The organism is Labrenzia sp. THAF35 (genome assembly GCF_009363595.1).
Taxonomy (GTDB): Bacteria; Pseudomonadota; Alphaproteobacteria; order Rhizobiales; family Stappiaceae; genus Roseibium; species Roseibium algicola.
On record NZ_CP045380.1, the window covers coordinates 1,558,568 to 1,580,681 of the forward strand.

Genomic DNA, 22,114 nt, shown 5'->3' on the forward strand with positions numbered 1-22,114 from the left:
TATAGCCGATGACGGCTGGTTTCGGCGGCTTGCTGGCCGCGTTCGGGGCGTTTTGTTATGCGCTAAGTTCCGTTGCCATCGCCAAGAGCTCACAGTCCGTTCAGGGCCGGGGAAACGACGTGTTTCTGTCGGTTCTGATGACGGCCCTGGTTTCAGGCCTGCTTTGGCTGGCGATAGGGTCGCCGTTTCCAGCCTATGGAGAAGCGGCGCTCATCGGGGTTGGCTATTTTGTTCTTGCCGGCTTGCTGGGAAATGTGCTGGGCCGGCTAACTCTTTTCCGGTCGGTTGAGCTGGCCGGGGCGGTTGAGACAGGGTTCATTCGGAGACTGATCCCTGTGTTCGCTGCGATCTTTGCGTTTCTGCTGCTCGGCGAAATCATCACATCGACAATCGTGATTGCCTTTCTCCTTGTCACAGGAGGCGTTCTGATCATGATGGCGAACACTCCTTCAAGACCGACTGCCGTCAGGTCCGTACCAGAGCGCACGACCAAGGAAAAAACCGAAGGGCGTGTAATGGCGTTTAGCTCTGCAGCAGGTTACGGAGGATCATTCGTCGCTCGAAAACTGGCAATGCAGACGCTTCCGGACCCGCTTGCAGGCGTTTTTATCGGAGCGGTGACCGGATTGGTTTGCTTTGGCGCCTCCGCGGGCTTTCGTTTCCGCAATTGGTCCACATTCATGTTGCGCATACATAAGCCAACCGGCTGGCAATTGCTTGCGGGCAGCTCGATGACACTGGGTCAGGTGGCATTGTTCTTTTCGTTGATGTTCACCAATGTAACGGTGGTCGCGATAATTTCTTCGGTCGAGATGTTCTTCGCAGCCTGGCTGGCCGGTCACGTTTTCAAAACCGAGAACCGGCCGGGTTCCAGATTCTACTTTGCTTCGATACTGGCCGGAGCCGGCGTGATAATATTGGCTGTCGCCCCGTAATATATTTTGCGTTCCTGAATTGCCTGTGGATCGGGGCAACGACAATCACGAGGAGAGGTTGTCGATCAGTTTGTCCATTGCTTTGAAAAGCTGGGCAAGCTCCTCTTCTTCGAAGCCCTTCGATGCGTGATCGGCCGCAACCCTTGCGGATTTCATGACCTGGTCGATTTTCTCCCGGCCTTGATCCGAAAGGCGAACGACAACGACACGTCTATCTTTCGCACTTCGTTCGCGCAGCAAGAGATCTCTCTTGTCAAGTTCATCCAGAACGCGCGTCGAAGAAGCCTTTTCGATGCCCAGGATCGCAGAAAGCTCGGATTGGGTAAGGCAAGTTTCTTCCCGCAGAACTCTGAGATGAATGTACTGCGCCATGCTCAGTTTCGAATCGATCAGCTGCTTCTGCAACAGCTTGCCATAGAGATGATAGGCCAAACGAAGCGATGCTCCGAGGCCGCGTTTGCGGGAGGGGGACTGAACCTGGTCGATGTCGCGGAGCCTTAACTTAGAGTTCTTATATTATTGACAATGGTAGCATGCGTCTTATAGTAAGGCAATCTTACTATTTTTGGTGAGGCAGCCTGGCAATAAACGGAGGAGCTCTTAATGCCGGAAAAACTGTTGTGTGCATCGTCGGACCTCAACGACACGACCGCCAAGATCTGCGAGATCGAAGGTGTCGAGATCGGCGTTATCCGCCACAAAGGAAATGTCGTCGCATATAAAAACGTGTGCCCGCATCAGGGTGGCCCCGTCTGCGAAGGGCTCAAAATGCCCAAGGTATGTGTCGAGTTTGACGACCAGCAACGCGCTCTCAGGCAGAACTTCGACGATAGCGAGATGCACTTCGTATGCCCCTGGCACGGCTGGGAGTTCAAAATGGAAACAGGGGAAGCGGTAGGCGATCCGAAAATTCGCCTTAAGCGCTACAAAGTGACCGAACGGGATGGAGGTATCTATGTCGAGATTTGAAAAAGTAACACCGGAAACCCCGGCGCTGAACGTATCGGTCAACGAAGTCCTGGGCGCGCTTCGCGCGCTTGAAACCAGTCAACTGAGCTCCGCGCAGTTGCAGGCGCTATTTGCGGAAATCGTGACCGCGTTTGCGAAAATGCGGGAAAATGACAAGGAATTCTCTGCGTTCCCGGAAAACAACGACGTTTCGGCGACGGATGTTGCGGTTGCCGCGACAGGAATTCTCGAGGCTGCCGATGTGGCGGTATTCGAGCTGGGTATGTGGCAGACGCTGAAACAATAAATTTTATGGGAGTGAGATAATATGTCTCTTACATCGAATACCATGAGCTTCGGTTCGGATAGCGACCCCGCGATCAAGGAGTTCAATACAACCAAACTTTTGAAAAATGCGAGAAAGCAAGCAGAGGACCGGAATTACAAAGATTTTTTCATTTGTGACGTGGATAGCCACCACTATGAAACGGAAGCTCTTCCCGAGATCCTGCAGTACATGGACGACCCTGTCATGCGGCACCTTGGTCTGTCCGCGGGAAATGTGGGGCGTGCAGGCCTGATCCCGCAAGCGATCGGCTCTCAGGACATGGCGGGGCGCGTGACACGCTATGCCGGGCGTAACAAGGAAATTGTTCCCGAGAAGCCGCATCGCGACATTACCCTCGCGCGACGTTGGATGGATGCGATGGGGGTCGATATGGCCTGCCTGTTTCCAACACCGATGTTGCTGCTTGCGACCCACCCGCAGGTCGAAGTCGAGGTTGCGATGGCCCGCGCCTATAACCGCTGGCTTTGTGAGCGTATCCTGGAGGAAGATAAACGCATCGTCTCGATGGTCTACCTTCCAATGAACGAACCGCATGAAGCTGAAAAGATCATTGACGAGTTCACCGAGCGGAAAGGAGTCGTAGGATTTCTGTCAACCGGTTATTTGAAACGCCCGGTGCATGACAACGCGAATATGCGTATCTATGCCAAGCTGGAAGAGCACGGTATGCCGCTCGGTTTTCATGCGGCCTATCATTGGGCGGATACATCTCTCGCTCAGCTCAACAAGTTCATCTCGGTTCATGCTCTTGGGTTCAGTTTTTGTAATATTATTCACATGACGAACTGGGTGTTGAATGGTATGCCTGAGCGCTTCCCTAAGCTGAACACCATGTGGATTGAGAGCGGGCTTGCATGGATTCCTTTCCTTATGCAGAGATTGGACAATGAATACATGATGCGCACATCGGATGCGCCGCTCCTCAAGAAGAAGCCAAGCGATTACATGCGTGAGATGTTCTATTCCTCACAACCCATCGAACTCGTGGACAACAAAGAGGCCCTCGAGGTCACATTCAAGATGATGAATGCGGAAACACAATTGCTGTATTCCTCTGACTATCCGCATTGGGATATGGATTTGCCCAGCACCATCTATGACATTCCCTTTCTGGATGAGGCGGCAAAACGCAATATTCTGGGTGGAAACGCGCAAAAGTTGTTTAACCTGGATCCGGTCATGTCCGAGTGGAAGCAAAACGCGTAAAAGAACAAGCGTATCCTGCGTTCGAAGAAACGCAGACAAGATGCTCTTACATATTAGGATCGACGGACGTTCAACCGAGTCCGGTCGGATGTCCGTCGATCTGGTAAGAACGCTGTGTGGTTTCGAATGCTGCGGAACAGCACCGATGAACCGCGCGGAAACCTAGGCCTGTGACCTGTCTCCTTGAATGGCCGTTTGCCAGGGCTAAAGGGGCAGGTTACGATCAGGGACCCTTGCGGAAAGAGGTCGGGCTCCGATGTGGCCGTTCTATCGGCGCGCAAGCCTAAAAAATCAGCTCTCTAACTTGGCGCCAAGTTTCTTTGATACCGTAGCAGCGGTCTTGCGCAATTTTGCGGCGACGGAACTGTCGGTTTCGGTAGAGATCGTTTTGGTGACGCCGACTACCGTCAGGGCAGCGGTAATCGAGTTTTCCCGATCAAAAACAGGACAACTCAGCGAGGAAATTGACGGAACGACTAAACCGACAGCCTCGGAAATGCCTCGCTCGCGCGTTTTTTTCAGCAATTCGTCAATTTTTTTCCGCGTCCCAAGGCCTGCTTTCTCCAGGGAAACCATGTTTTGACGAAGCTCGGCTTCAATCATGGGTTCGATCTTTTCAGGCTCGGAGTATGCGGCAAATATTCGACCGTTGGAGGAGGTCAGGAGCGGCAGCACAGAGCCTACATTTACAGATATACTGACAGGTGCGTTACTGGGCACCCATCGTACGAGAGTCGGCCCGAAATTGCCCCATACGGACAAAGAGGTGGTTTCACCCGTTTCGTCTCTAAGTTCGATCATGTGAGGATGGGCGATCTCCAACACGTTCAGGCGTCGGATCGATGCCAGGCCAAGATCGAGCGCCAAAGGGCCAAGATCGTACAGTCCCGTGTTTTCATCCTGGACGATCAGACCGGTTGCGACATAGCTGGCGAGATAGCGATGCGCTTTTGCCGGCACCATTTCAGCGGCCTTGGACAATGCTGTTAAAGATATAGCATCGTTTCTTTGAATTAAAACTTCCAGAAGTCTTGATCCAACGACTACAGACTCGATTCTCTGTCGACCCGCTATCTTCTGCACCAAATACTTCTCCTTTTCACACCGATGCCACAAGTCGAACATGTACAGATATAAGCTACTGGCCGAGGCCGGGAAAATTTACGATATGATTTAAGCAACTTTTCCCTTCCGGCGGGATTCGATTTGGTTGAAGTAAACCACGGTAGGCAGCTGACCGCCATGGTGCAGGGTTATCGCACGATGCTCTAAGCGTATGCCAGTTCATAAGAGTGAACAAAGCTGGAGCCTGCCGCGCACCGGCAAATCAAGTAAAGCCGGGCGCCGGATTTCCATGGGCCTTCGAAACACCGAGCCCATCCAGCCGATCAAACCTTCTGCCCTGGGGCTTGGGAGTGCCGGCGTTCGGCCGTTGGCAGCTTGACATCTGGCTCATAAGACACATCGGCTACTGCTGGCTGCAGGATGAGCATCGTTTTAATATGCTAAATGAGGTTACTGGACAAAAGAGCCCGAAGTGTCGCGTATTTCCGGGATATCAAATACATGGTGTCTGGGTTGTCGGGCTTTGGTCCCACCGGCATCGTGGTGCAGACTGCGAGACGGATCTGGCACATGCCTGCGAAATCAATCGGGTTAGTGCGACATGAATACCGGTACCTTGGTTGACCGTATCAGTTCATGGGTCACGCCGCCAAACAGATCTTGTGAGAACTTGCTGTGCTCATAGGCACCCATCACAACCAATTTAGCGCCAATTTCGGCGGCTGTTTTTTGGATCGTTTTTGCAACGCTGTTGGTAGGTTTGGGGCACGCTATTTTTTCAACGTTAACGCCGTGCCGTTCCAAGTGGGTAAAAATGTCCGTTCCTTCAGGAAAGCTCGGCAATATGTCACCCACCGTCAGCAATGAGACCTTTCGGGGCCTTTCTTCAAGGATATTCATTGCGTCATTCAATGCTCTGGCGGCGGCTCGCTTGCCATCCCAGGCGACAAGCGTATGACTGCCCAACTGTTCTGCTTCGAATTGATCGGGAACAACAAGAACAGGCCTGCCGCTCTGCAGCGCCAACAGATCCGGGCTAACGGCGCGAAATTCGTCTGTCGGCAACTTGGGTTGACACCCTGTTACGACAAAGTCGAAGTTTCGGGCAATTTCAGGCAACGAGAGATTGCCAACTGTTTCGGGCATGAGGAATTGAGCCCGATCTGTCAGGCCTAACGAATTGGTAACGTCTTCGAATAGCTCGTGTGACGATTCAATTTTGGCATTTCTCACCACGCCTAGTTTCTTGACCAGATCTTCTGTCAGTCCCAATACCTGATCGAAAAAAGAAATATCGCTTCCGTACACTCCAGTTAACCATGCATTGTGCTTGGCGGCGATTTTTGAGGCGTGACGAAGACTGCTTGGGAAGCCGGAGGTGCCTGAATGTACAAGCAAGATATTCTTGATAGTCATGTTTGCCTCACGATTTCAGAACGCTTAAGGCGCAGTAGCAGAGAATAACATAGATGTCTATGATTATTGAATTGATATGAGCGATCGCAACCGGGAGGGAATATATCTCACCTGCTGATCTGGCATGCTTCGATGCGCCCGGTATGCGATTGGGTTCAACGGGTTCAGCCCTACCTGTTTTGACAATTACTCTTCAAGCTCGCCACAGTCGGCCGCATGGCTCGGATCCCATGTTGGCGATGCGTCACGCCCGGAGCGTGAGAGGGAGAGTGCGACCGGACGGATATGAGTCGGTGCGGTTGAGAGAATACTGCACGGCTCGATCCCGTCCCGCTCTCCCAAGGTCTTCCCAATGAACATAACTTTCCCTTCCGCAGTGGCGCCTTCTGCCGCTCCGTTTCCGTCGTTCCGCGATCTTCGTGGCGGCGCAGTTCCTTCCATCGCATATCGACCGAGGCGAACGCATCGACACCGCCCCGCTCCGTTCTGCGATGGAAATCGCCTTCGATGCCTCCGACGCCAGCGGCGCCTGGGACTGGAAGATGGCCTACGAGACTTGCGAGGGGGCAACCGTTCTCTTCCTGCGCAAATACGGAAAGGCGCTTTTCCGTAAAGCCGGGTCTCAGGATTTACGGCTTTCCACCCTCACCAGGATTGCGGATCTCCTGCCAACGCAAACGGGTGGATCGGAGGAAAGCCAGACCTTTCAGCAATTCTCGACGCCTATTCCGCTTGGCCTTGCGGTTCTGACGGCAGCGGCGGTCGGGCCGGACGATCTGGTGCTCGAACCTTCGGCAGGCACCGGCCTTCTCGCCATCCTTGCCGAGATCGACGGTGGATCCATGGTCCTGAACGAACTTGCCGAGACACGCGCAAACCTGCTCGCTCGACAAGAACGCGGGGCGCCCTTACCGTCAACGCGCGGCGCACGAGCTGGCCGCCTACAACCGCCTCAGGCTGCTTGATGCCCTGCGCGAATTACTGGAGCTCGGCGGAACCATCCTCCGGCCAGTTGGCGCATAGATGATGGGGGCCGATGATGAGCGTACCATGCACTGTGCGACATAGACCTTGAAACCCTCGCCTGTCTCACCGACAATTCCGCACCGCGGGCCGCCTGCCGTTGTGGCCCGATCAGCCTCAGATATCTCCGGAAGTTGGTAATCTAACGCGGCTTGCTGGGACATTGTACATTCTCACCATTGTCGACCATCGCAATTGACCGTCCGCACTCAGAAACGGGATGCTGTCACCCGTTGAGTTTGAACGGCAGCAGGAAATGAACTCCGAAGGCGTCTAGAAAACGCGGGGCTATTCAGATATCGCTTCATCGTCTGTTTCCTTCAATTGGGAACAGACTAACCTCAAAACGAGGATTTTTCAGGGGAGCATGTATGAACTGCCTTCCCCTGCAAGCGATTTGTCGATGCACCGTTGACCCTGCTTCTATGTATTCGGTCTGTTTGTGAGGCCATTCGATTTGCCTCTGACCAAGATGGGAAGTCGCGCGTCCTGTGTCTCGTTAGCTCATCGGCACTCGAGAGCCATGCTCCCCGTCAGACTTACAGAACGCCGATTGGTCGTTGGTCCATCTCCTTCTCGCCCGCAGTTTCCTTTGTCTTTTCGTCTCGCCCGGATTTACGAACCAACCAACGCAGTGGCTCGGTATCGCTCACCTTTCGTCAAAACGGCCCAGGCAATCCGCGCCATCTTGTTGGCCATAGCCACCGCGGCGACGTTCACATGCGTTCGCTCTTTCAGACCATCCGCCCATCGCGTTATCGGCGACGTCCTGTTCTGCACGAGGTGAAGCACCGTTCGTGCTCCATGGATGAAGAGCTTGCGCAAGTAGCGATTTCCATGCTTCGAAATGCCGATCAGCTTTGCCTTTCCACCCGTTGTGATTTGTCGTGGAACGAGCCCGAGCCAAGCTGCAAGATCGCGGCCTTTGCTAAAGCTGCTTCCCGTGCCGACGGCCGCGACGAGAGCTGAGGCGATCGTCGGACCAACGCCGGGGATCTCCATCAGTCGCTGCATGTCGGCGTCGGTTTTGGCCAGCGATTTGATCTCGGCATCCATGGCAGCAACCCGCCGGTTGATCTCGCCCAGCTCAGATGCCATGTCTGAGAGCATCAAGACGATCCGGGGAGATAGATCGACGGTGCCCTGCGTCGTCAACTTTGTCAGCTCTTTCTGGAATACGTGACGGCCTGTGCCGACACGGATGCCGCGTTCCATCAGAAAGCCACGCCCCTGATTGATCAGTCGAGTTCTGTCTGACACCAGACGTTCCCGCGCGCGGTGTAATGCCTGGAGGTCGAGCTGTTCTTCGGATTTGATTGCGACGAATGACATGGTCGGTCGGGTGGCGGCTTCGGCGATCGCCTCCGCATCGCGGTCGTCATTCTTGTGAACCTTCACATAAGGTCGGACATACAGCGGCGACATCAATCGGGGCTCATGCCCATGTTCGAGGCAGAAGCGCCCGATGTGATGTGCGCCCCCGCAGGCTTCCATTGCGACAATACAGCTTGGCAACTCCGCCAAGAAATCCAGCAACCGGAATCGTTGGAGGCGTTTGCGAAAAACTACAGCGCCGCTGGCATCAAGCCCCGCAAGGCTACAAACCGACTTGCCCAGATCAATCCCAAGAACCGTGATGTCCATCAGAATGCTCCTTCTTCTCCACCAATACGCGCAACAATAGCTGCGTCTCGGTGGGAAGGCAGTTCATCCCATTAGGTCAAGAGCTACGTGTCATTGATCAGCATGTGACCGTCGAATCGGTTGATCATGCCTCGACCGGAGCTTTCGTTTAGCGAAAACCGTTTCAAAAACCGTTTCAAATCTTCCAATTGAAACGGTGCAGTGTACGTAACTCATTGAAAAGATTGGTGACCCCGACAGGATTCGAACCTGTGACCCTCAGATTAGGAATCTGATGCTCTATCCTGCTGAGCTACGGGGCCTTGATGCGGTCGATTAGCATGATTTGACGTCCGTGGCGACCCCTGGCTGCAACAGACTGTAGCTGCCGATGGGGATTGTTTGTCGAGGACGCCGGTGCGCGGCGAGGGGGATGCTGACGCGCCTTGGGCTGCTCCCGCGTTGTCCTGATTTTTACTGCCGTTTTACTGGCGTGTCTTGGACTTGCCTTATTCGCTGCTTAGCAGTTTGGATCATCGTGACCGCTTTCTCAGCCTTGCCCGATGCCATGCATGTTGTCGGGTGATGTGTGCCTTGCGCTGCCTGCCTGCAGGAAGCGTTCCGGAAAAGGGTCGGGTAACAAGGTGAAGGAAGCGGACGTGCCACAACGGCGACAGAAAACGGGATGGAAAAAAGCCGGGCGGGTGACAACCCTGCGCACGGCTGCCGCGCCGTTGCTTGCCGGCTGTGCTGCCGTTCTGCTGACCCAGGCCGTTGCCGCTGACGAGCGCGCGCCGATGAAGCGCCCGGAAATACCCGTGGCCGCCGATGTTTGTGCCGGGGTGCGGGAACAACCCGTTCAGGTGACCTTCGACAGCAGTGAAGCCTTGTTCGTGTCCGCCGCCGGAGACCGTTTCCTTGCGAGCGATATCCAGATGCCGATGCAGGCGTCAGGACAGGCGGGCGGCGAAGATGCTCGCCGGAACACCTTGCAAGCCTATCTGGAAAGTCGGCCTGATCTGGAGCTGGCCGCAGTCGCGGCTGGACCGGAAAACCGCTGGGGGCTAACGCCCGGCTGGGTGTTCGTTTCGGATGATGGCCATTCCGCACTTCTGCAGGAACAACTTTTGAAGGCAGGCGTTGCCATTTTTGCTCCGGGTCATGCCGGAGCTGAGTGTGCAGACGCCTTGCGGGCCGCGGAAACGCAGGCAAGCCTGGCACGAGCGGGCCTTTGGGGCGAGACATCGCCGCGTCTTGTCTATTCCGCAGCCGCGCCAAAGTCTTTCAGCGACGCTTCCGGGCACTATGTTATTGCAAGAGGACGTATTGTTTCCCTTGGAAAAACGCGCAGCACCCGTTATCTGAACTTCGGAAAATACTGGAAAACAGATTTCACGGTCACGCTGAAGGCTTCAGCTGAGGACGACGTCAACACGGCCCTCGGGCGATCCGGCTGGACGCTGGATGCCCTGGAAGGGCAGGTTGTCGAAATACGCGGCTCCGTTCAGGAAAGGGACGGACCGTCTATGGTGCTCCGCCATCCGGAGCAACTGGTGGTACTGAATGACAAAAGGGCAGGACGTGACGGCCAAAGCAGCAACTGATTTCCGTCAGCCGGCATGTTTGCCCGCACGGCGCGGCCTGCGCCGGACCTGGCTGCGCAACCTTGTTGCAGGCGGTTCCGCGCTTCTGGTGGCTTCCTGCCAGCTGCTTGGCGATGGACCGACCGTCGGCACGGTAACGCCCGGTACACTGCGCCCCAACCTTGCGGCCGATATCGGTGAGCGCGAGCACCCGCGCGTGGTGGCCACCTATGGCGGTGTCTACAAGGACGCCGGCGCGGAGCGGGCTGTTGCGAGCGTTGTCGGCCGGCTGGTGGCGGCATCGGAAGACCCCTCGCAGAGCTACAAGATTACCATTTTGAATTCGCCGGCCATCAACGCCTTCGCCTTGCCGGGCGGCTATCTTTATGTCACGCGCGGTCTGCTCGCCCTTGCCAACGACACGTCGGAAGTTGCCGCCGTGCTGGCGCACGAGATGGCGCATGTGACGGCGAACCACGCAATCAAGCGCCAGCAACGCGCTGAAGCCAAGCAGCTTGCCAACAAGATCCTGACCGACGTGGTGCAGGACAGCGAGGAAGCCCGCAAGGCGATCATCTCGTCGCAGCTTTCCTTTGCCCGCTTCAGCCAGGTGCAGGAGTTGGAAGCCGACGATATCGGTGTGAAGACCCTCGCAAGGGCCGGTTTCGACCCCTATGCCGCTGCACGGTTCCTGCGGTCCATGGCAGCCTTCGCCCGCTACCAGTCCGCCGACAAGTCGGGCTCGACCGCGCCAGACTTTCTGTCTTCCCACCCCTCCACGCCGGAGCGCTTGCAGATTGCCATCCGCGCGGCCCGTCAGATCGGTGCACCGGGCATCGGCGAACGTGACCGCACCCGCTATCTCAGCCAGATCGACGGCATGCTGTTCGGCGACGACCCGCTTGAAGGCTTCGTCCGTGGACGTTCCTTCCTGCACAAGGCGCTCGGCATCAGCTACACCGTGCCTTCCGGCTACATTCTGGAAAACACACCCGAAGCGGTTCTGGCCAGCAATGGCGACGGCACGGCGATCCGGTTCGACGGGGCAGATGTCAGCAGCTATTCCGGCCTGCGTGATTACATGAACTCCGGCTGGATCAACGGCCTGCTGCCCGAAAGCGTCCGCGAAACGACGATCAACGGTCTTCCGGCGGTCACCGGGGCGGCCATCACCCAGGGCTGGTCCTTCCGCATCGCAGTGATCCGGATCGGCAAGACAGGCTATCGCTTCATCTTTGCCAGCCGCTCGCCCAATGAAACGTTCGACCGGGATTTCCACCAGACGGTGGAAAGCTTCCAGCAGCTGTCGCCGACCGAGCGTGCCCGCCTGCGCTCGCTCCGGATCAAGGTCGTCACCTCCAAGCCGGGCGACACACCGCGGAAACTGGCGATCGGCATGAGCGGTGTCGAGCCTTCACGGCGGCTGGAATTCTTCTCCATCCTGAACGATCTGAACGCCGATCAGGCGATCCCGACAGGCACGGCGATCAAGCTGATCGTCGACTGACGGTTTTTCTCCCGGTTCGGCTCCGGCATTTGTCTGGCTGAAAACTGACGGAGCTCAAAAAAGGCGGACTGGAAGGTCCGCCCGTCAGAGTTACTTGGAGGAGATAGAGGTCAGGTGCTGTAGGCGGCCCTGTCCGGCTGTGCTGCCAGCAGGGCAGATTTCAGTTTTTCCATGGCCCGGCTTTCAATCTGCCGCACGCGTTCCTTGGAAATGCCGAGTTTCACGCCAAGCGATTCAAGCGTGGCACCCTCTTCCGACAGGCGTCTTTCACGCACGATCTTCAATTCGCGCTCGCTGAGAACCTCCAGGGCAGAGGACAGCCAGCGACGCCGGCGTTCGGCATCGATGTTGACGGTCACGATCTCGTCCGGCAACGGGGCATCGGACACCAGGAAGTCCTGACGGTCCGCGCTGGAGCCTTCGCTGTCGGTCACAGGAGCGTTCAGGGACGTATCAGGGCCGGACAGACGCGCATTCATGAGGGCGACATCGGACTGCTTGACGCCGATTGCGTCGGCGATCTTCTGGTGAAGCTCGCTGTCGGTCAGAGGAGTCTGATTGCCGGAGAGCTTGGCACGCAGGCGCCGAAGGTTGAAGAACAGGGCTTTCTGGGAAGAAGAGGTGCCACCGCGAACGATCGACCAGTTGCGCAGGATATAGTCCTGGATGGAAGCGCGGATCCACCACGTGGCATAGGTGGAAAAGCGCACTTCCCGTTCCGGTTCGAACCGGGCGGCAGCCTCCAGAAGACCGACATGGCCCTCCTGGATCAGATCGCCAAGAGACAGCCCGAAGTTGCGGAAGCGTGAGGCAACGGCAATGACCAGGCGCATGTGCGAGAGCGACAATTTCTCAAGCGCTTTCTCATCCCGGTTATGTCGCCAGCGGATCGCAAGCTCCAGTTCCTCTTCGCGCGTGAGGTAGGGGGCTTTCATCGCGGCCCTTACCAGTTGACGTTTCTCGCTCTGGGACATGATCGACGCTCCGATATGTTATCGGGGGAAATACGTACCGAAGCGTAGGTTAGATCACTTATCGCTACCGTTGGGGCAGTTTTTGTGCACTTTCGCGTGAACAGCGCGCGAGGTGTTGGTGCCAAAACGAATAAGGGCCCGGATTTCTCCAGGCCCTCGTCGATTTTCGCGTTCGGAAAATCCGCTTGGATCAAGCGGCTTCTTCCTTGTCCTCGTCGTCTTCCGCTGCAGCTTCCTCAGCGGCTTTGATGCGGCTCGGAGATTTTGCCAGGTTCTGTTCGATCTGCTTGACCGCTTCGGTTTCGGAACATTTGTTCACTGCCGCGATTTCGCGGGCCATACGGTCGAGCGCAGCTTCGTAGAGCTGGCGTTCAGAGTAGGACTGTTCCGGCTGGTTTTCAGAGCGGAATAGATCGCGAACCACTTCAGAGATCGCGATCAGGTCGCCGGAGTTGATCTTGGCTTCATATTCCTGAGCGCGGCGGCTCCACATCGTCCGCTTAACGCGCGGGCGGCCACGAACGGTCTCGAGAGCCTTCTTGACGGCCGCAGGGTCGCCAAGCTTGCGCATGCCGACGGAGGCAATCTTTGCCACCGGGACACGAAGGGTCATCTTGTCCTGTTCAAAAACGATAACGAGCAACTCCAAAGAGTGACCTGCAACGTTCTGCTCTTCAATGGCGGTAATCTGGCCGACGCCATGCGCCGGATAAACAATGTACTCGCCCGTCTTGAAACCTTGGCGCTGCGCGGTCTTTTTGGTGTTCGTTGCCATACTCGTATTCTCTCCTGCGCAGTTGGCGGTCCGGGTTCGGACCGATGACGGACCGCGGTGCGGTCCCCTGTTCTTGTGCGACACGAACCCCGCAGAGCGATCCGTAATGGAACGCCTGTTGATATGCGGCGTGTCAGGGCTGGTCAGTCGACGTTTTCCACTTTAGAACCTTGATCAGTCATATGAGCTGCCGGGAGCTTGATCTGTCCGGTTGTTGATACCCGGGACAGTTTTCAAAGACTCCGTTTTGGGGGTTGTTCTCGTGGTTGGCGACTATCTTCCATGTGTACCACACTTTTGTGGAAAATTAAAGTACTGAGCTTTAATGGTGCCAAAACACCACAAGGGCCCCGCCCGGTCGCCACGGGCAGGTACCTGAAAAAGATGGAAGAATCGCCGTTTTAAGCAGTTCTTGTTTGTCTTGCGGCAGTCTGCCGCACAAGCAGTTTTCGCGAATCAGGACGCAGGATTCGGCGAAAAATACTTTTCGAACTTGTTTTCCTTGCCGTCAAACTCTTCAGCGTCCGGCAACGGTTCTTTTTTCTCAGTGATGTTCGGCCACTTCTCAGAGTATTCGGCATTGACCTCGATCCATTTCTCGAGGCCGGGCTCCGTGTCAGGCAAAATCGCCTCCGCCGGGCATTCCGGCTCGCAGACGCCGCAGTCGATACATTCGTCCGGATTGATGACGAGGAAATTCTCACCCTCGTAGAAACAGTCCACCGGGCAGACTTCAACACAGTCGGTGTATTTGCATTTGATGCAATTGTCCGTGACGACGTAGGTCATCGCTATCCTCATTCGGCGCCGGGCAGCCTGCAGCCGATTTGCGCAAGGCCCTGGCGGTCAGTTTCGTGCCGCTCTCGCAAAGAAGGCGCACGTATAACGTCTGGTGCAGATGTTGGGTATCGTTTTTGTCAAACGGGCGCAAGCGCTCTGGATGACGCAGTCCGGGCCTGAAAGAGAAAGTTTTTCTGTTTTCCGGGCTTTGTCAGGAAACAGCGTCAATCGCCGCCGCGGAACGCGTCGATTTTCCGCCGCTCGCGCTTGGTCGGGCGACCGGCACCGGCTTCGCGCTGTGCAGGCGCAGGTGGCGGCGGGGCATCCTTCGGCGGGGGAGGCGGCGACAGATCCTCGTAAAGCTTGCGGGCCTCTTCATAGGGACCGCGCCTGGTGCCGAGAGCAAGGATCTTGAGGACGAGGATACGGCGATCCAGTCCGATGGTCAGAACGTCGCCGGTTCGGACAGTCTTGCTGGCGGAATCGATCTTGTCCTTGTTCACCCGGACATGACCGGATGTCGCCAGCTTCTGGGCAAGAGAGCGGGATTTGGTGACCCTGGCGTACCAGAGCCACTTGTCGATGCGCAGGCTGCCGGCGGCAGCATTGTTTTCAGGCGCAGGAATTACTTCTTGTCCTTGCTGTCCATATTCGCCTTCAAGGCCATCAGGGCCGCGAAGGGCGAGTTCGGATCGATCGGCTTGTCCCTTGGGGCCTTGTCGCGGCGGTTGCCACCGTCAAAGCCCTTCTGGCCGCCATGACCACCACGGCCACGGCCTTCGCCTTTCGGTCCGCCCTTGCCGTGACGCTTCTCGCCCTGACCACCTTTGGCACCCTGACCTTGGCCCTGGCCCCGGCGGTTGTCGCCGCCACGGCGCTGGTCCTGACGGCCGCGTGGACGGCGGTCGTGCCGGCCCGGACGCCAGATCTCGATGGTCACTGTTTCCAGTTCGGTTTCACCCGCAGTGGCCTCAGCAGTAGCGGTTTCGCCTTCCGTCTGTGCATCCGGCGTTGCTTCCGCCGGTTCGGACACCGCTTCAGCTTCGGCAGTGGCCGGTTCAGCAGCGGCTTCGGCGGCCACGGCTTCGGTCGTCTCTTCCGTAGCCGGTGCTTCCGTTGCGGTTGCTTCGGCGGGAGTGTCCGCTTCGGTCGCAGCAGTTTCCGCCGCCGGCGCCTCTGCAGTTGCTTCCGTTGCCGGTTTGGCTGCTACTGGGCGCTGCACTTCCTTGGTCTCGGACCGGTAGCCGAGGGATTTCAGCACGGCGGAGAAGTCCTCACCGGCGCAGCCGAGCAGCGATGTCATGGCAACGGTAACGGTGAAGCCGCCTCCGGTTGCGACCGCGCCTTCCGGCGGGCTGACTTCCGCATCAAGCGGCTTCCAGGCGATCAGCGGACGGATCAGGTCAGCCAGGCGTTCCAGAATGTCGACGCGAACAGCACGCGGGCCACAGACGCGGAAACCGACAACCTTGTAAAGCGCCTTGTCGATGGTTTCATCAACCGGGATGGACGTGCGGCCGGATGCAGACAGCTGTGGCAGCTCGGCCATGCCGTTCATGTCCAGCGAACCGTGCTTCAAGGCCCAGAGCTGTGCCAGCAGCTGGCTCGGCGCAGGCTTCAGCAGGGCGGGCACGAACACGGTGTAAGCACCAAAGCGGATGCCGTGCTTGCGCAGGCTGGCGCGCATGTCCTGGTCGAGCTGACGGATCTCGTCGGCCGCTTCCTGGCGTTCCAGAATGCCGAGGCCTTCAACGATGCGGAACGCGATGCCGCGGGCAAGACCTTCCAGGCCTTCGCCGGCCTTCAGGTCGACAAGCGGTTTCAGCAGGGTATCGATCTGTGCCTTGACCCACAGATCAAGCCGCGCCTGTACATTGTCGCGTGCCGGGCCGGTCAGATGTTCATCGGCCAGCAGCAGCACGACCGGCGTCAGCACCTCTTCTCCGGAGACGAGCTTGGCCACGGGTTCTCCGCGCCAGCGGATCACGGCTTCGGACGTCAGCACGAAATCGGAGTTCTCGGACTTGCCGAGCTTGTCCGCACGGGATTCGATTTCGGTGGTCAGGGCCTTTTGGGCTGCGGCACGCACGGTCTTGCCGTCCGGTCCTTCAGCTGCCGCGTCAGGGGCAAACCGGAAGCCAAGCAGATTCCCGATGTGCTGACCTTCCACGAGCACATCGCCGCTCGATGTAATTTCCGCTTCCAGCATTGCGTTCTCTCTCAAACGTCGCATCAATACACTTGTACGCCGATCCACGAACCGCTGCGTCAGCCGCTCGTGAAGGGCGTCAGATAGTTTGTCTTCTATGTCGCGCGTCTCGCCCTGCCAGTGGGCCGGATCGGCCAGCCAGTCGGGACGGTTGGCGACATAGGTCCAGGTCCGGATATGTGCAATCCGGTTTGCGAGAGTGTCGATATCACCATCTGTCCGGTCTGCGAAGGCCAATTGACGCGAGAACCAGTCATCGGCAATCGCATTGTCCTGCATCAGGTGGGTGTAAATGGTGTTGAGCAACTCTGCGTGGTTCGCCGGGGCGATCTTACGATAGTCGGGGACCTGACACACGTCCCATAACAATTCGACCGCATTTCCGCCCTTTGCCATGCCGGATATTGCGGGATCGCGCAATAAATGTTCAAGAGCGGTGATGTCGTCGCCAATGGGTGCCCTTGCGAGACCCTCTTCACGCGGCACCATGTCGAGGCTTGAGCGCAAGGCGTTTGCCGACGAAAAATCCAGCGCACTGTTGCGCCATTGCAGCACTTTCAGGCTGTCGAAGTGGTGGCTTTCGATCTGTTCGACCAGGTCGTCGTCCAGCGGATCGACCCGTCCGGTCACCCCGAAGGTGCCATCCTTAGTGTGGCGGCCGGCCCGTCCAGCGATCTGACCCATCTCCGAGGCGGTCAGCTGGCGGTACTGATAGCCGTCGTATTTGCGGTTGCCGGCAAAGGCGATGTGATGGACGTCGAGGTTCAGCCCCATGCCGATGGCATCGGTCGCCACCAGATGGTCGACATCGCCGTTCTGGAACAGTTCCACTTGTGCATTGCGCGTGCGCGGACTCAGCGAGCCGAGCACCACGGCCGCCCCGCCGCGTTGGCGACGGATGAGCTCTGCAATGGAATAGACTTCGTCTGACGAGAAGGCGACGATGGCCGAACGGGCCGGCAGGCGCGAGACCTTCTTGGAGCCCGCATATTCCAGCACGGACATGCGCGGCCGCGTGACCACATTGATGCCCGGCAGCAGTTTTTCCAGCAGCGGGCGTGCGGTCGCCGCACCCAGCAGGAGCGTTTCGGATTGACCGCGGACATTCAGGATGCGGTCGGTGAAGACATGACCGCGATCGAGGTTGCCCGCCAGCTGCACTTCGTCGATAGCGACGAAATCCGTCTTCAGGTCCAGCGGCATGGCCTCAACCGTCGAGACCCAGAACCGCGGGTTCTTCGGGACGATCTTTTCTTCGCCGGTGACCAGCGCCACCGCTTCCGGACCCGCGCGGTCGGCAACACGGTTATAGACTTCACGCGCGAGCAGGCGCAGCGGCAGCCCTATCAGCCCTGAAGGCTGGGCCAGCATGCGTTCAATGGCGAGGTGGGTCTTGCCGGTATTGGTCGGTCCGAGCACGGCCGTCACAGTGCGGGACCGGGCAGACGGCGGCAGCGGCAGGGTCTGGGGACGGGGCATGGGGAGGCTTGTGATCGGCTTTCTTCGGATCGGCGCAAACGGATGGCGCCTATATCTGGTGTCGCGTGTCTAGCACAGCCGGGGCGGGCATGTCCTTATTCTTTTGGCCAGCCGGTCAGGTTTTTGACGGTTGAAATATATTGTGGAGAACGACTCTGGAACAAACCGAAACCGAATCGGCGACTCCGGACGATTCAGGATTTGTTCCCTACGACATGTGGCTTGCAAGGTAGGTAGAGCCACAAAATCCTGAATCTGGTCAAGAGGTTGAGTCGTTTTGCGCGGTTGTGGCTGATTTGCTCCGAATCTCTGTCAATGATTAATTTTCCATAAACGCGTATCATCGCCGGAGGGAGAATGCCGTTTACCCGGGGACACAGGGTGAACGAATCTTGGACGAATCGCTGATTCATAAAGGTTGCGGATTTGTTCTCACAAGATCTAGTGGGTTTCCGGTGGAGCGGTGTCTACGCAGTTGGGCCGTCCGGAGGGTGAATTTGTCTTGCCGACAGGAATGTGTCCCGAAATGGTCAGCAGCCACGCAAGCCGGTTTTTGCGGTTTCGGCGCCTGTCCCGATCTGAAAATTGCTGCGCTGCACCTTTTTCAAAAAGTCCGGGAGGATCTGGGGTTCAATCGAATTAGTGTTCGTTTTCCTACAGTTACGGGCGCAGACGCAAAATTATTTTCCAAGTTAAAAAAAGGACATAGCTTCTGCCCCTTTTCAAGCGCCTCCGACCAAAGTAGAAATCTTGCCGAAACTGGCTTTTCGTTTTGCGTAAAATTAGGGGGAGAAGGCGTTTGGCGATAACAAAAATTCTCGTTGCTAACCGATCTGAAATCGCGATCCGGGTGTTCCGTGCCGCCAACGAGCTGGGCATGAAGACCGTTGCGATCTATGCCGAGCAGGACAAACTGGCATTGCACCGGTTCAAGTCCGACGAAGCGTATCAGGTCGGCAAGGGGCTCGGGCCGATCGAGGCGTACCTCTCCATCGACGAGATTATCCGCGTTGCCAAACTCTCCGGTGCAGACGCCATTCACCCCGGTTACGGCCTTCTGTCCGAAAGCCCGGAATTCGTGGATGCCTGCGAACAAGCCGGCATCACCTTCATTGGGCCGAAGTCCGAAACCATGCGCCGCCTGGGCAACAAGGTGGCCGCGCGCAATCTGGCCATCGAGGCGGGTGTGCCGGTGATGCCGGCAACGGATCCGCTGCCAGACGACATGGACGAAATCAAGCGCCAGGCCGCCGAGATCGGCTACCCGGTCATGCTGAAGGCCTCCTGGGGCGGTGGTGGCCGCGGCATGCGCGTCATTCCGGACGAAGCGACCCTGGCCAAGGAAGTTCTGGCGGCCAAGCGCGAAGCCATGGCGGCATTCGGCAAGGACGAGATCTATCTGGAGAAACTGGTCCAGCGGGCGCGCCACGTCGAAGTTCAGATCCTGGGCGACGGCGAGAACGTGGTTCATCTGTTCGAGCGCGACTGTTCCATCCAGCGCCGCCACCAGAAGGTGGTCGAGCGCGCTCCGGCGCCGTATCTTTCGGCCGAAAAGCGGGCCGAGCTCTGTGAATATGGTCTGAAGATCGGCCGGGCCGTGAATTACCGCGGCGCCGGCACGGTCGAGTTCCTGATGGATGCCGACACCGGTGCCATCTACTTCATTGAAGTGAACCCGCGCGTTCAGGTGGAACACACGGTGACGGAAGAGGTCACCGGCATCGACATCGTCCAGGCACAGATCAAGATCTGCGAAGGCGAGAAGATCGGTACGCCGGAAAGCGGCGTTCCCTCCCAGGACAAGATCCGTCTCAACGGCCATGCCCTGCAGTGCCGCATCACGACGGAAGATCCGGAGCAGAACTTCATTCCGGATTACGGGCGCATCACCGCCTATCGCGGGGCGACGGGCTTCGGCATCCGTCTGGACGGCGGCACGGCGTATTCCGGTGCGGTCATCACCCGTTTCTACGATCCGCTTCTTGAAAAGGTCACGGCCTGGGCCCCGACGGCGGAAGACGCCCGCAAGCGCATGGACCGCGCCCTGCGCGAATTCCGTATCCGCGGTGTGGCGACAAACCTGGTGTTCCTGGAGAACATCATCAGCCATGCCGACTTCAAGGCCAACAACTACACGACCCGGTTCATCGACGAGACGCCGGCCCTGTTCGAGCAGACCAAGCGTCAGGACCGCGCAACCAAGCTCTTGACCTATATCGCCGACGTTTCGGTGAACGGTCATCCGGAAACCAAGAGCCGCGCACGTCCGCCGAAGGATGTGGCCGCGCCCGTTATCCCGAACTTTGGCGATGCCAAGCCCTCCGGCACACGCCAGTTGCTGGACGAATTGGGTCCGAAGGGTTTTGCCGACTGGATGAAGGACCAGAAGCGGACGCTGGTGACCGACACGACCATGCGCGATGCGCACCAGTCGTTGCTGGCAACCCGCATGCGGACCCACGATATCGTCAACATCGCGGATGCCTATGCAGCCGGTCTGCCGAGCCTGTTCTCGCTGGAATGCTGGGGTGGCGCGACCTTCGACGTTGCCATGCGTTTCCTGACCGAAAGCCCGTGGGAACGCCTGCACAAGATCCGCGAAAAGGCGCCGAATATCATGTTGCAGATGCTGCTGCGCGGCTCCAACGGTGTCGGTTACACCAATTATCCGGACAATGTGGTCAAGTATTTCGTGGCGGAAGCCGCTGAAAACGGCATTGACCTCTTCCGCGTGTTCGACTGCCTCAACTGGGTGGAGAACATGCGTGTGTCCATGGATGCGGTCCAGGAAGCAGGCAAGCTGTGCGAAGGCGTGCTCTGCTATACCGGCGACATGCTGGACAGTGCCCGGCCGAAATACGACCTGAAATACTATGTCGGCCTTGCCAAGGAACTGGAAGCAGCCGGCGCACACATCCTGGGTCTCAAGGACATGGCCGGCCTGTTGAAGCCGGAAGCAGCCAAGGTCCTGATCCGGACGCTGAAACAGGAAGTCGGCCTGCCGATCCATTTCCACACGCACGATACGTCCGGCATCGCCGCGGCCACTGTTCTGGCAGCGGTCGAAGCGGGCGCCGACGCGGTGGATGCAGCCATGGACGCGCTGTCCGGCCTGACCTCCCAGCCGTGCCTTGGCTCCATCGTGGAAGCTCTGCGCGGTTCCGACCGTGATACCGACCTCGATGCCAAGACGATCCGCCAGATCTCGTTCTACTGGGAAGCTGTGCGGACCCAATACCGTGCCTTCGAAAGCGACCTGCGCTTCGGGGCATCGGAAGTCTACCTGCACGAAATGCCGGGCGGCCAGTTCACCAACCTCAAGGAACAGGCCCGTTCGCTTGGCCTGGAAACCCGCTGGCACGAAGTGGCGCAGGCCTATGCCGACGTCAACATGATGTTTGGTGACATCGTCAAGGTGACCCCGTCTTCCAAGGTCGTCGGCGACATGGCGCTGATGATGGTCAGCCAGGGGCTGAGCGTGGCGGAGGTCGAGGATCCGGCGAAGGACGTCGCGTTCCCGGACAGCGTCGTCAAGATGCTGCACGGCGACCTCGGCCAGTCTCCGGGCGGATGGCCGGAAGCGCTTCAGAAGAAGGTTCTGAAGGGCGAAACCCCGATCACCGTGCGGCCGGGGTCGCTCCTGAAGGATGCTGATCTGGACGCGGAGCGAAAGACTGTTTCCGACAAGACCGGCCACGGCATCAGCAACACCGAGCTTGCCTCCTATCTGATGTACCCGAAGGTGTTCACCGACTTCGACAAGGCCCAGCAGCAATATGGTCCGACGTCCGTCCTGCCGACTCCGGTCTATTTCTACGGCCTGGAACCGGGTGACGAGATCTCCGTCGATCTGGAGGCCGGCAAGACGCTGGTGATCCGCTGCCAGGCGATCGGCGAGACCGACGAGAAGGGCGAGAAGAAGGTCTTCTTCGAGCTCAACGGCCAGCCGCGCAATGTCAAGGTTCCGGACCGCGCCCATGGCGCCACCGGAGCTGCCGCAATGCGCAAGGCCGAGGACGGCAACGCGGCGCATGTCGGAGCACCGATGCCGGGCGTCATTTCCACGGTGGCGATCACCGCCGGTCAGGATGTCACCGCCGGTGATGTGCTGGTCTCCATCGAAGCCATGAAAATGGAAACCGCGCTCCACGCCGAACGCGACGGCAAGGTCAAGGAAGTCCTGGTCTCACCGGGTTCGCAGATCGACGCCAAGGACCTTCTGGTGGTCTTCGAAAGTTAAGA

General features: G+C 57.9%; 16 protein-coding genes, 1 tRNA gene and 1 pseudogene. 8 read left to right on the top strand and 10 right to left on the bottom strand.

What is annotated here, in order from left to right:
- Positions 1-8: 8 nt before the first annotated feature.
- The gene (locus FIU93_RS07135; protein ID WP_152505214.1) at positions 9-935 is read left to right on the top strand and encodes a DMT family transporter; all 927 of its coding nucleotides are present in this window, start codon (positions 9-11) and stop codon (positions 933-935) included.
- A 45-nt stretch (positions 936-980) separates the two neighbouring features.
- On the opposite strand, the gene FIU93_RS07140 is transcribed toward FIU93_RS07135, so the two are convergent.
- Complete coding sequence (locus tag FIU93_RS07140; RefSeq protein WP_209009887.1) at positions 981-1,367, bottom strand: MarR family transcriptional regulator; 387 nt, start codon at positions 1,365-1,367, stop codon at positions 981-983.
- Positions 1,368-1,538: 171 nt separating this feature from the next.
- Here FIU93_RS07140 and FIU93_RS07145 point away from each other — a divergent pair, with 171 nt between their 5' ends.
- From FIU93_RS07145 to FIU93_RS07155, 3 genes are read left to right on the top strand one after another with little or no spacing between them, the layout of a single operon-like run.
- Positions 1,539-1,904, top strand: coding sequence for a Rieske (2Fe-2S) protein (locus FIU93_RS07145; RefSeq protein WP_152505215.1), 366 nt, complete (start codon positions 1,539-1,541; stop codon positions 1,902-1,904).
- Positions 1,891-2,190, top strand: coding sequence for a hypothetical protein (locus FIU93_RS07150; protein ID WP_152505216.1), 300 nt, complete (start codon positions 1,891-1,893; stop codon positions 2,188-2,190). The genes FIU93_RS07145 and FIU93_RS07150 overlap by 14 nt, the downstream gene beginning before the upstream one ends.
- Positions 2,191-2,211: 21 nt before the next feature.
- On the top strand, positions 2,212-3,438 hold the full coding sequence (locus tag FIU93_RS07155; RefSeq protein ID WP_152505217.1) for an amidohydrolase family protein: 1,227 nt from the start codon (positions 2,212-2,214) through the stop codon (positions 3,436-3,438).
- A 291-nt stretch (positions 3,439-3,729) separates the two neighbouring features.
- Here FIU93_RS07155 and FIU93_RS07160 read toward each other — a convergent pair whose 3' ends face one another.
- Together FIU93_RS07160 and FIU93_RS07165 are read right to left on the bottom strand one after the other, a co-directional pair.
- A complete protein-coding gene (locus FIU93_RS07160; protein WP_173013798.1) occupies positions 3,730-4,521 on the bottom strand; it encodes an IclR family transcriptional regulator in 792 nt (263 codons plus the stop codon).
- Between the two features lie 573 nt (positions 4,522-5,094).
- Positions 5,095-5,919 carry a universal stress protein gene (locus FIU93_RS07165; protein WP_209009888.1) on the bottom strand — a complete coding sequence of 275 codons (825 nt, stop codon included), beginning with the start codon at positions 5,917-5,919 and terminating at the stop codon, positions 5,095-5,097.
- 352 nt (positions 5,920-6,271) lie between these two features.
- Between FIU93_RS07165 and FIU93_RS07170 the strand changes: the two are divergent.
- Positions 6,272-6,806 (top strand): annotated as a pseudogene (locus FIU93_RS07170) (methylase); the annotation flags it as partial.
- A 751-nt stretch (positions 6,807-7,557) separates the two neighbouring features.
- Here FIU93_RS07170 and FIU93_RS07175 read toward each other — a convergent pair.
- Positions 7,558-8,586 (bottom strand): IS110 family transposase, encoded by a 1,029-nt coding sequence (locus tag FIU93_RS07175; protein ID WP_152505219.1) that lies wholly within the window; start codon positions 8,584-8,586, stop codon positions 7,558-7,560.
- A gap of 225 nt (positions 8,587-8,811) precedes the next feature.
- Positions 8,812-8,888, bottom strand: a tRNA-Arg gene (locus tag FIU93_RS07180).
- 336 nt (positions 8,889-9,224) lie between these two features.
- Between FIU93_RS07180 and FIU93_RS07185 the strand changes: the two genes are divergently transcribed.
- Positions 9,225-10,169 carry a hypothetical protein gene (locus FIU93_RS07185; protein WP_152505220.1) on the top strand — a complete coding sequence of 315 codons (945 nt, stop codon included), beginning with the start codon at positions 9,225-9,227 and terminating at the stop codon, positions 10,167-10,169.
- Entirely contained in the window at positions 10,129-11,655 is a 1,527-nt protein-coding gene (locus tag FIU93_RS07190) for a M48 family metalloprotease (protein WP_208992226.1), read from the top strand. The genes FIU93_RS07185 and FIU93_RS07190 overlap by 41 nt, the downstream gene beginning before the upstream one ends.
- A 110-nt stretch (positions 11,656-11,765) precedes the next feature.
- Here FIU93_RS07190 and FIU93_RS07195 read toward each other — a convergent pair whose 3' ends face one another.
- The 5 genes from FIU93_RS07195 to FIU93_RS07215 all read right to left on the bottom strand — a co-directional run bounded on the left by FIU93_RS07195 (position 11,766) and on the right by FIU93_RS07215 (position 17,872).
- Positions 11,766-12,629 carry an RNA polymerase factor sigma-32 gene (locus tag FIU93_RS07195; protein WP_055660074.1) on the bottom strand — a complete coding sequence of 288 codons (864 nt, stop codon included), beginning with the start codon at positions 12,627-12,629 and terminating at the stop codon, positions 11,766-11,768.
- Positions 12,630-12,819: 190 nt separating this feature from the next.
- Positions 12,820-13,404: a CarD family transcriptional regulator gene (locus FIU93_RS07200; RefSeq protein WP_023002626.1), complete on the bottom strand. Its 585-nt coding sequence runs from the start codon at positions 13,402-13,404 to the stop codon at positions 12,820-12,822.
- A 456-nt stretch (positions 13,405-13,860) separates the two neighbouring features.
- The gene (fdxA, locus tag FIU93_RS07205) at positions 13,861-14,193 is read right to left on the bottom strand and encodes a ferredoxin FdxA (protein ID WP_031270075.1); all 333 of its coding nucleotides are present in this window, start codon (positions 14,191-14,193) and stop codon (positions 13,861-13,863) included.
- Positions 14,194-14,408: 215 nt separating this feature from the next.
- Complete coding sequence (locus FIU93_RS07210) at positions 14,409-14,774, bottom strand: RNA-binding S4 domain-containing protein (RefSeq protein WP_088665223.1); 366 nt, start codon at positions 14,772-14,774, stop codon at positions 14,409-14,411.
- A gap of 35 nt (positions 14,775-14,809) precedes the next feature.
- Positions 14,810-17,872, bottom strand: coding sequence for a helicase-related protein (locus FIU93_RS07215; RefSeq protein WP_152505221.1), 3,063 nt, complete (start codon positions 17,870-17,872; stop codon positions 14,810-14,812).
- A gap of 799 nt (positions 17,873-18,671) precedes the next feature.
- On the opposite strand from FIU93_RS07215, the gene pyc reads away from it, so the two are divergent.
- A complete protein-coding gene (gene pyc, locus FIU93_RS07220; protein ID WP_152505222.1) occupies positions 18,672-22,112 on the top strand; it encodes a pyruvate carboxylase in 3,441 nt (1,146 codons plus the stop codon).
- Positions 22,113-22,114 lie beyond the last annotated feature (2 nt).

Excerpts from the sequence above, each read along its gene's own strand:
- FIU93_RS07135 (WP_152505214.1), top strand. The coding sequence starts at position 9 with ATGACGGCTGGTTTCGGCGGCTTGCTGGCCGCGTTCGGGGCGTTTTGT.
- FIU93_RS07145 (WP_152505215.1), top strand. The coding sequence starts at position 1,539 with ATGCCGGAAAAACTGTTGTGTGCATCGTCGGACCTCAACGACACGACC.
- FIU93_RS07150 (WP_152505216.1), top strand. The coding sequence starts at position 1,891 with ATGTCGAGATTTGAAAAAGTAACACCGGAAACCCCGGCGCTGAACGTA.
- FIU93_RS07155 (WP_152505217.1), top strand. The coding sequence starts at position 2,212 with ATGTCTCTTACATCGAATACCATGAGCTTCGGTTCGGATAGCGACCCC.
- FIU93_RS07165 (WP_209009888.1), bottom strand. The coding sequence starts at position 5,919 with ATGACTATCAAGAATATCTTGCTTGTACATTCAGGCACCTCCGGCTTC.
- FIU93_RS07175 (WP_152505219.1), bottom strand. The coding sequence starts at position 8,586 with ATGGACATCACGGTTCTTGGGATTGATCTGGGCAAGTCGGTTTGTAGC.
- FIU93_RS07190 (WP_208992226.1), top strand. The coding sequence starts at position 10,129 with ATGACAAAAGGGCAGGACGTGACGGCCAAAGCAGCAACTGATTTCCGT.
- FIU93_RS07195 (WP_055660074.1), bottom strand. The coding sequence starts at position 12,629 with ATGTCCCAGAGCGAGAAACGTCAACTGGTAAGGGCCGCGATGAAAGCC.
- FIU93_RS07200 (WP_023002626.1), bottom strand. The coding sequence starts at position 13,404 with ATGGCAACGAACACCAAAAAGACCGCGCAGCGCCAAGGTTTCAAGACG.
- fdxA (WP_031270075.1), bottom strand. The coding sequence starts at position 14,193 with ATGACCTACGTCGTCACGGACAATTGCATCAAATGCAAATACACCGAC.
- FIU93_RS07215 (WP_152505221.1), bottom strand. The coding sequence starts at position 17,872 with ATGCCCCGTCCCCAGACCCTGCCGCTGCCGCCGTCTGCCCGGTCCCGC.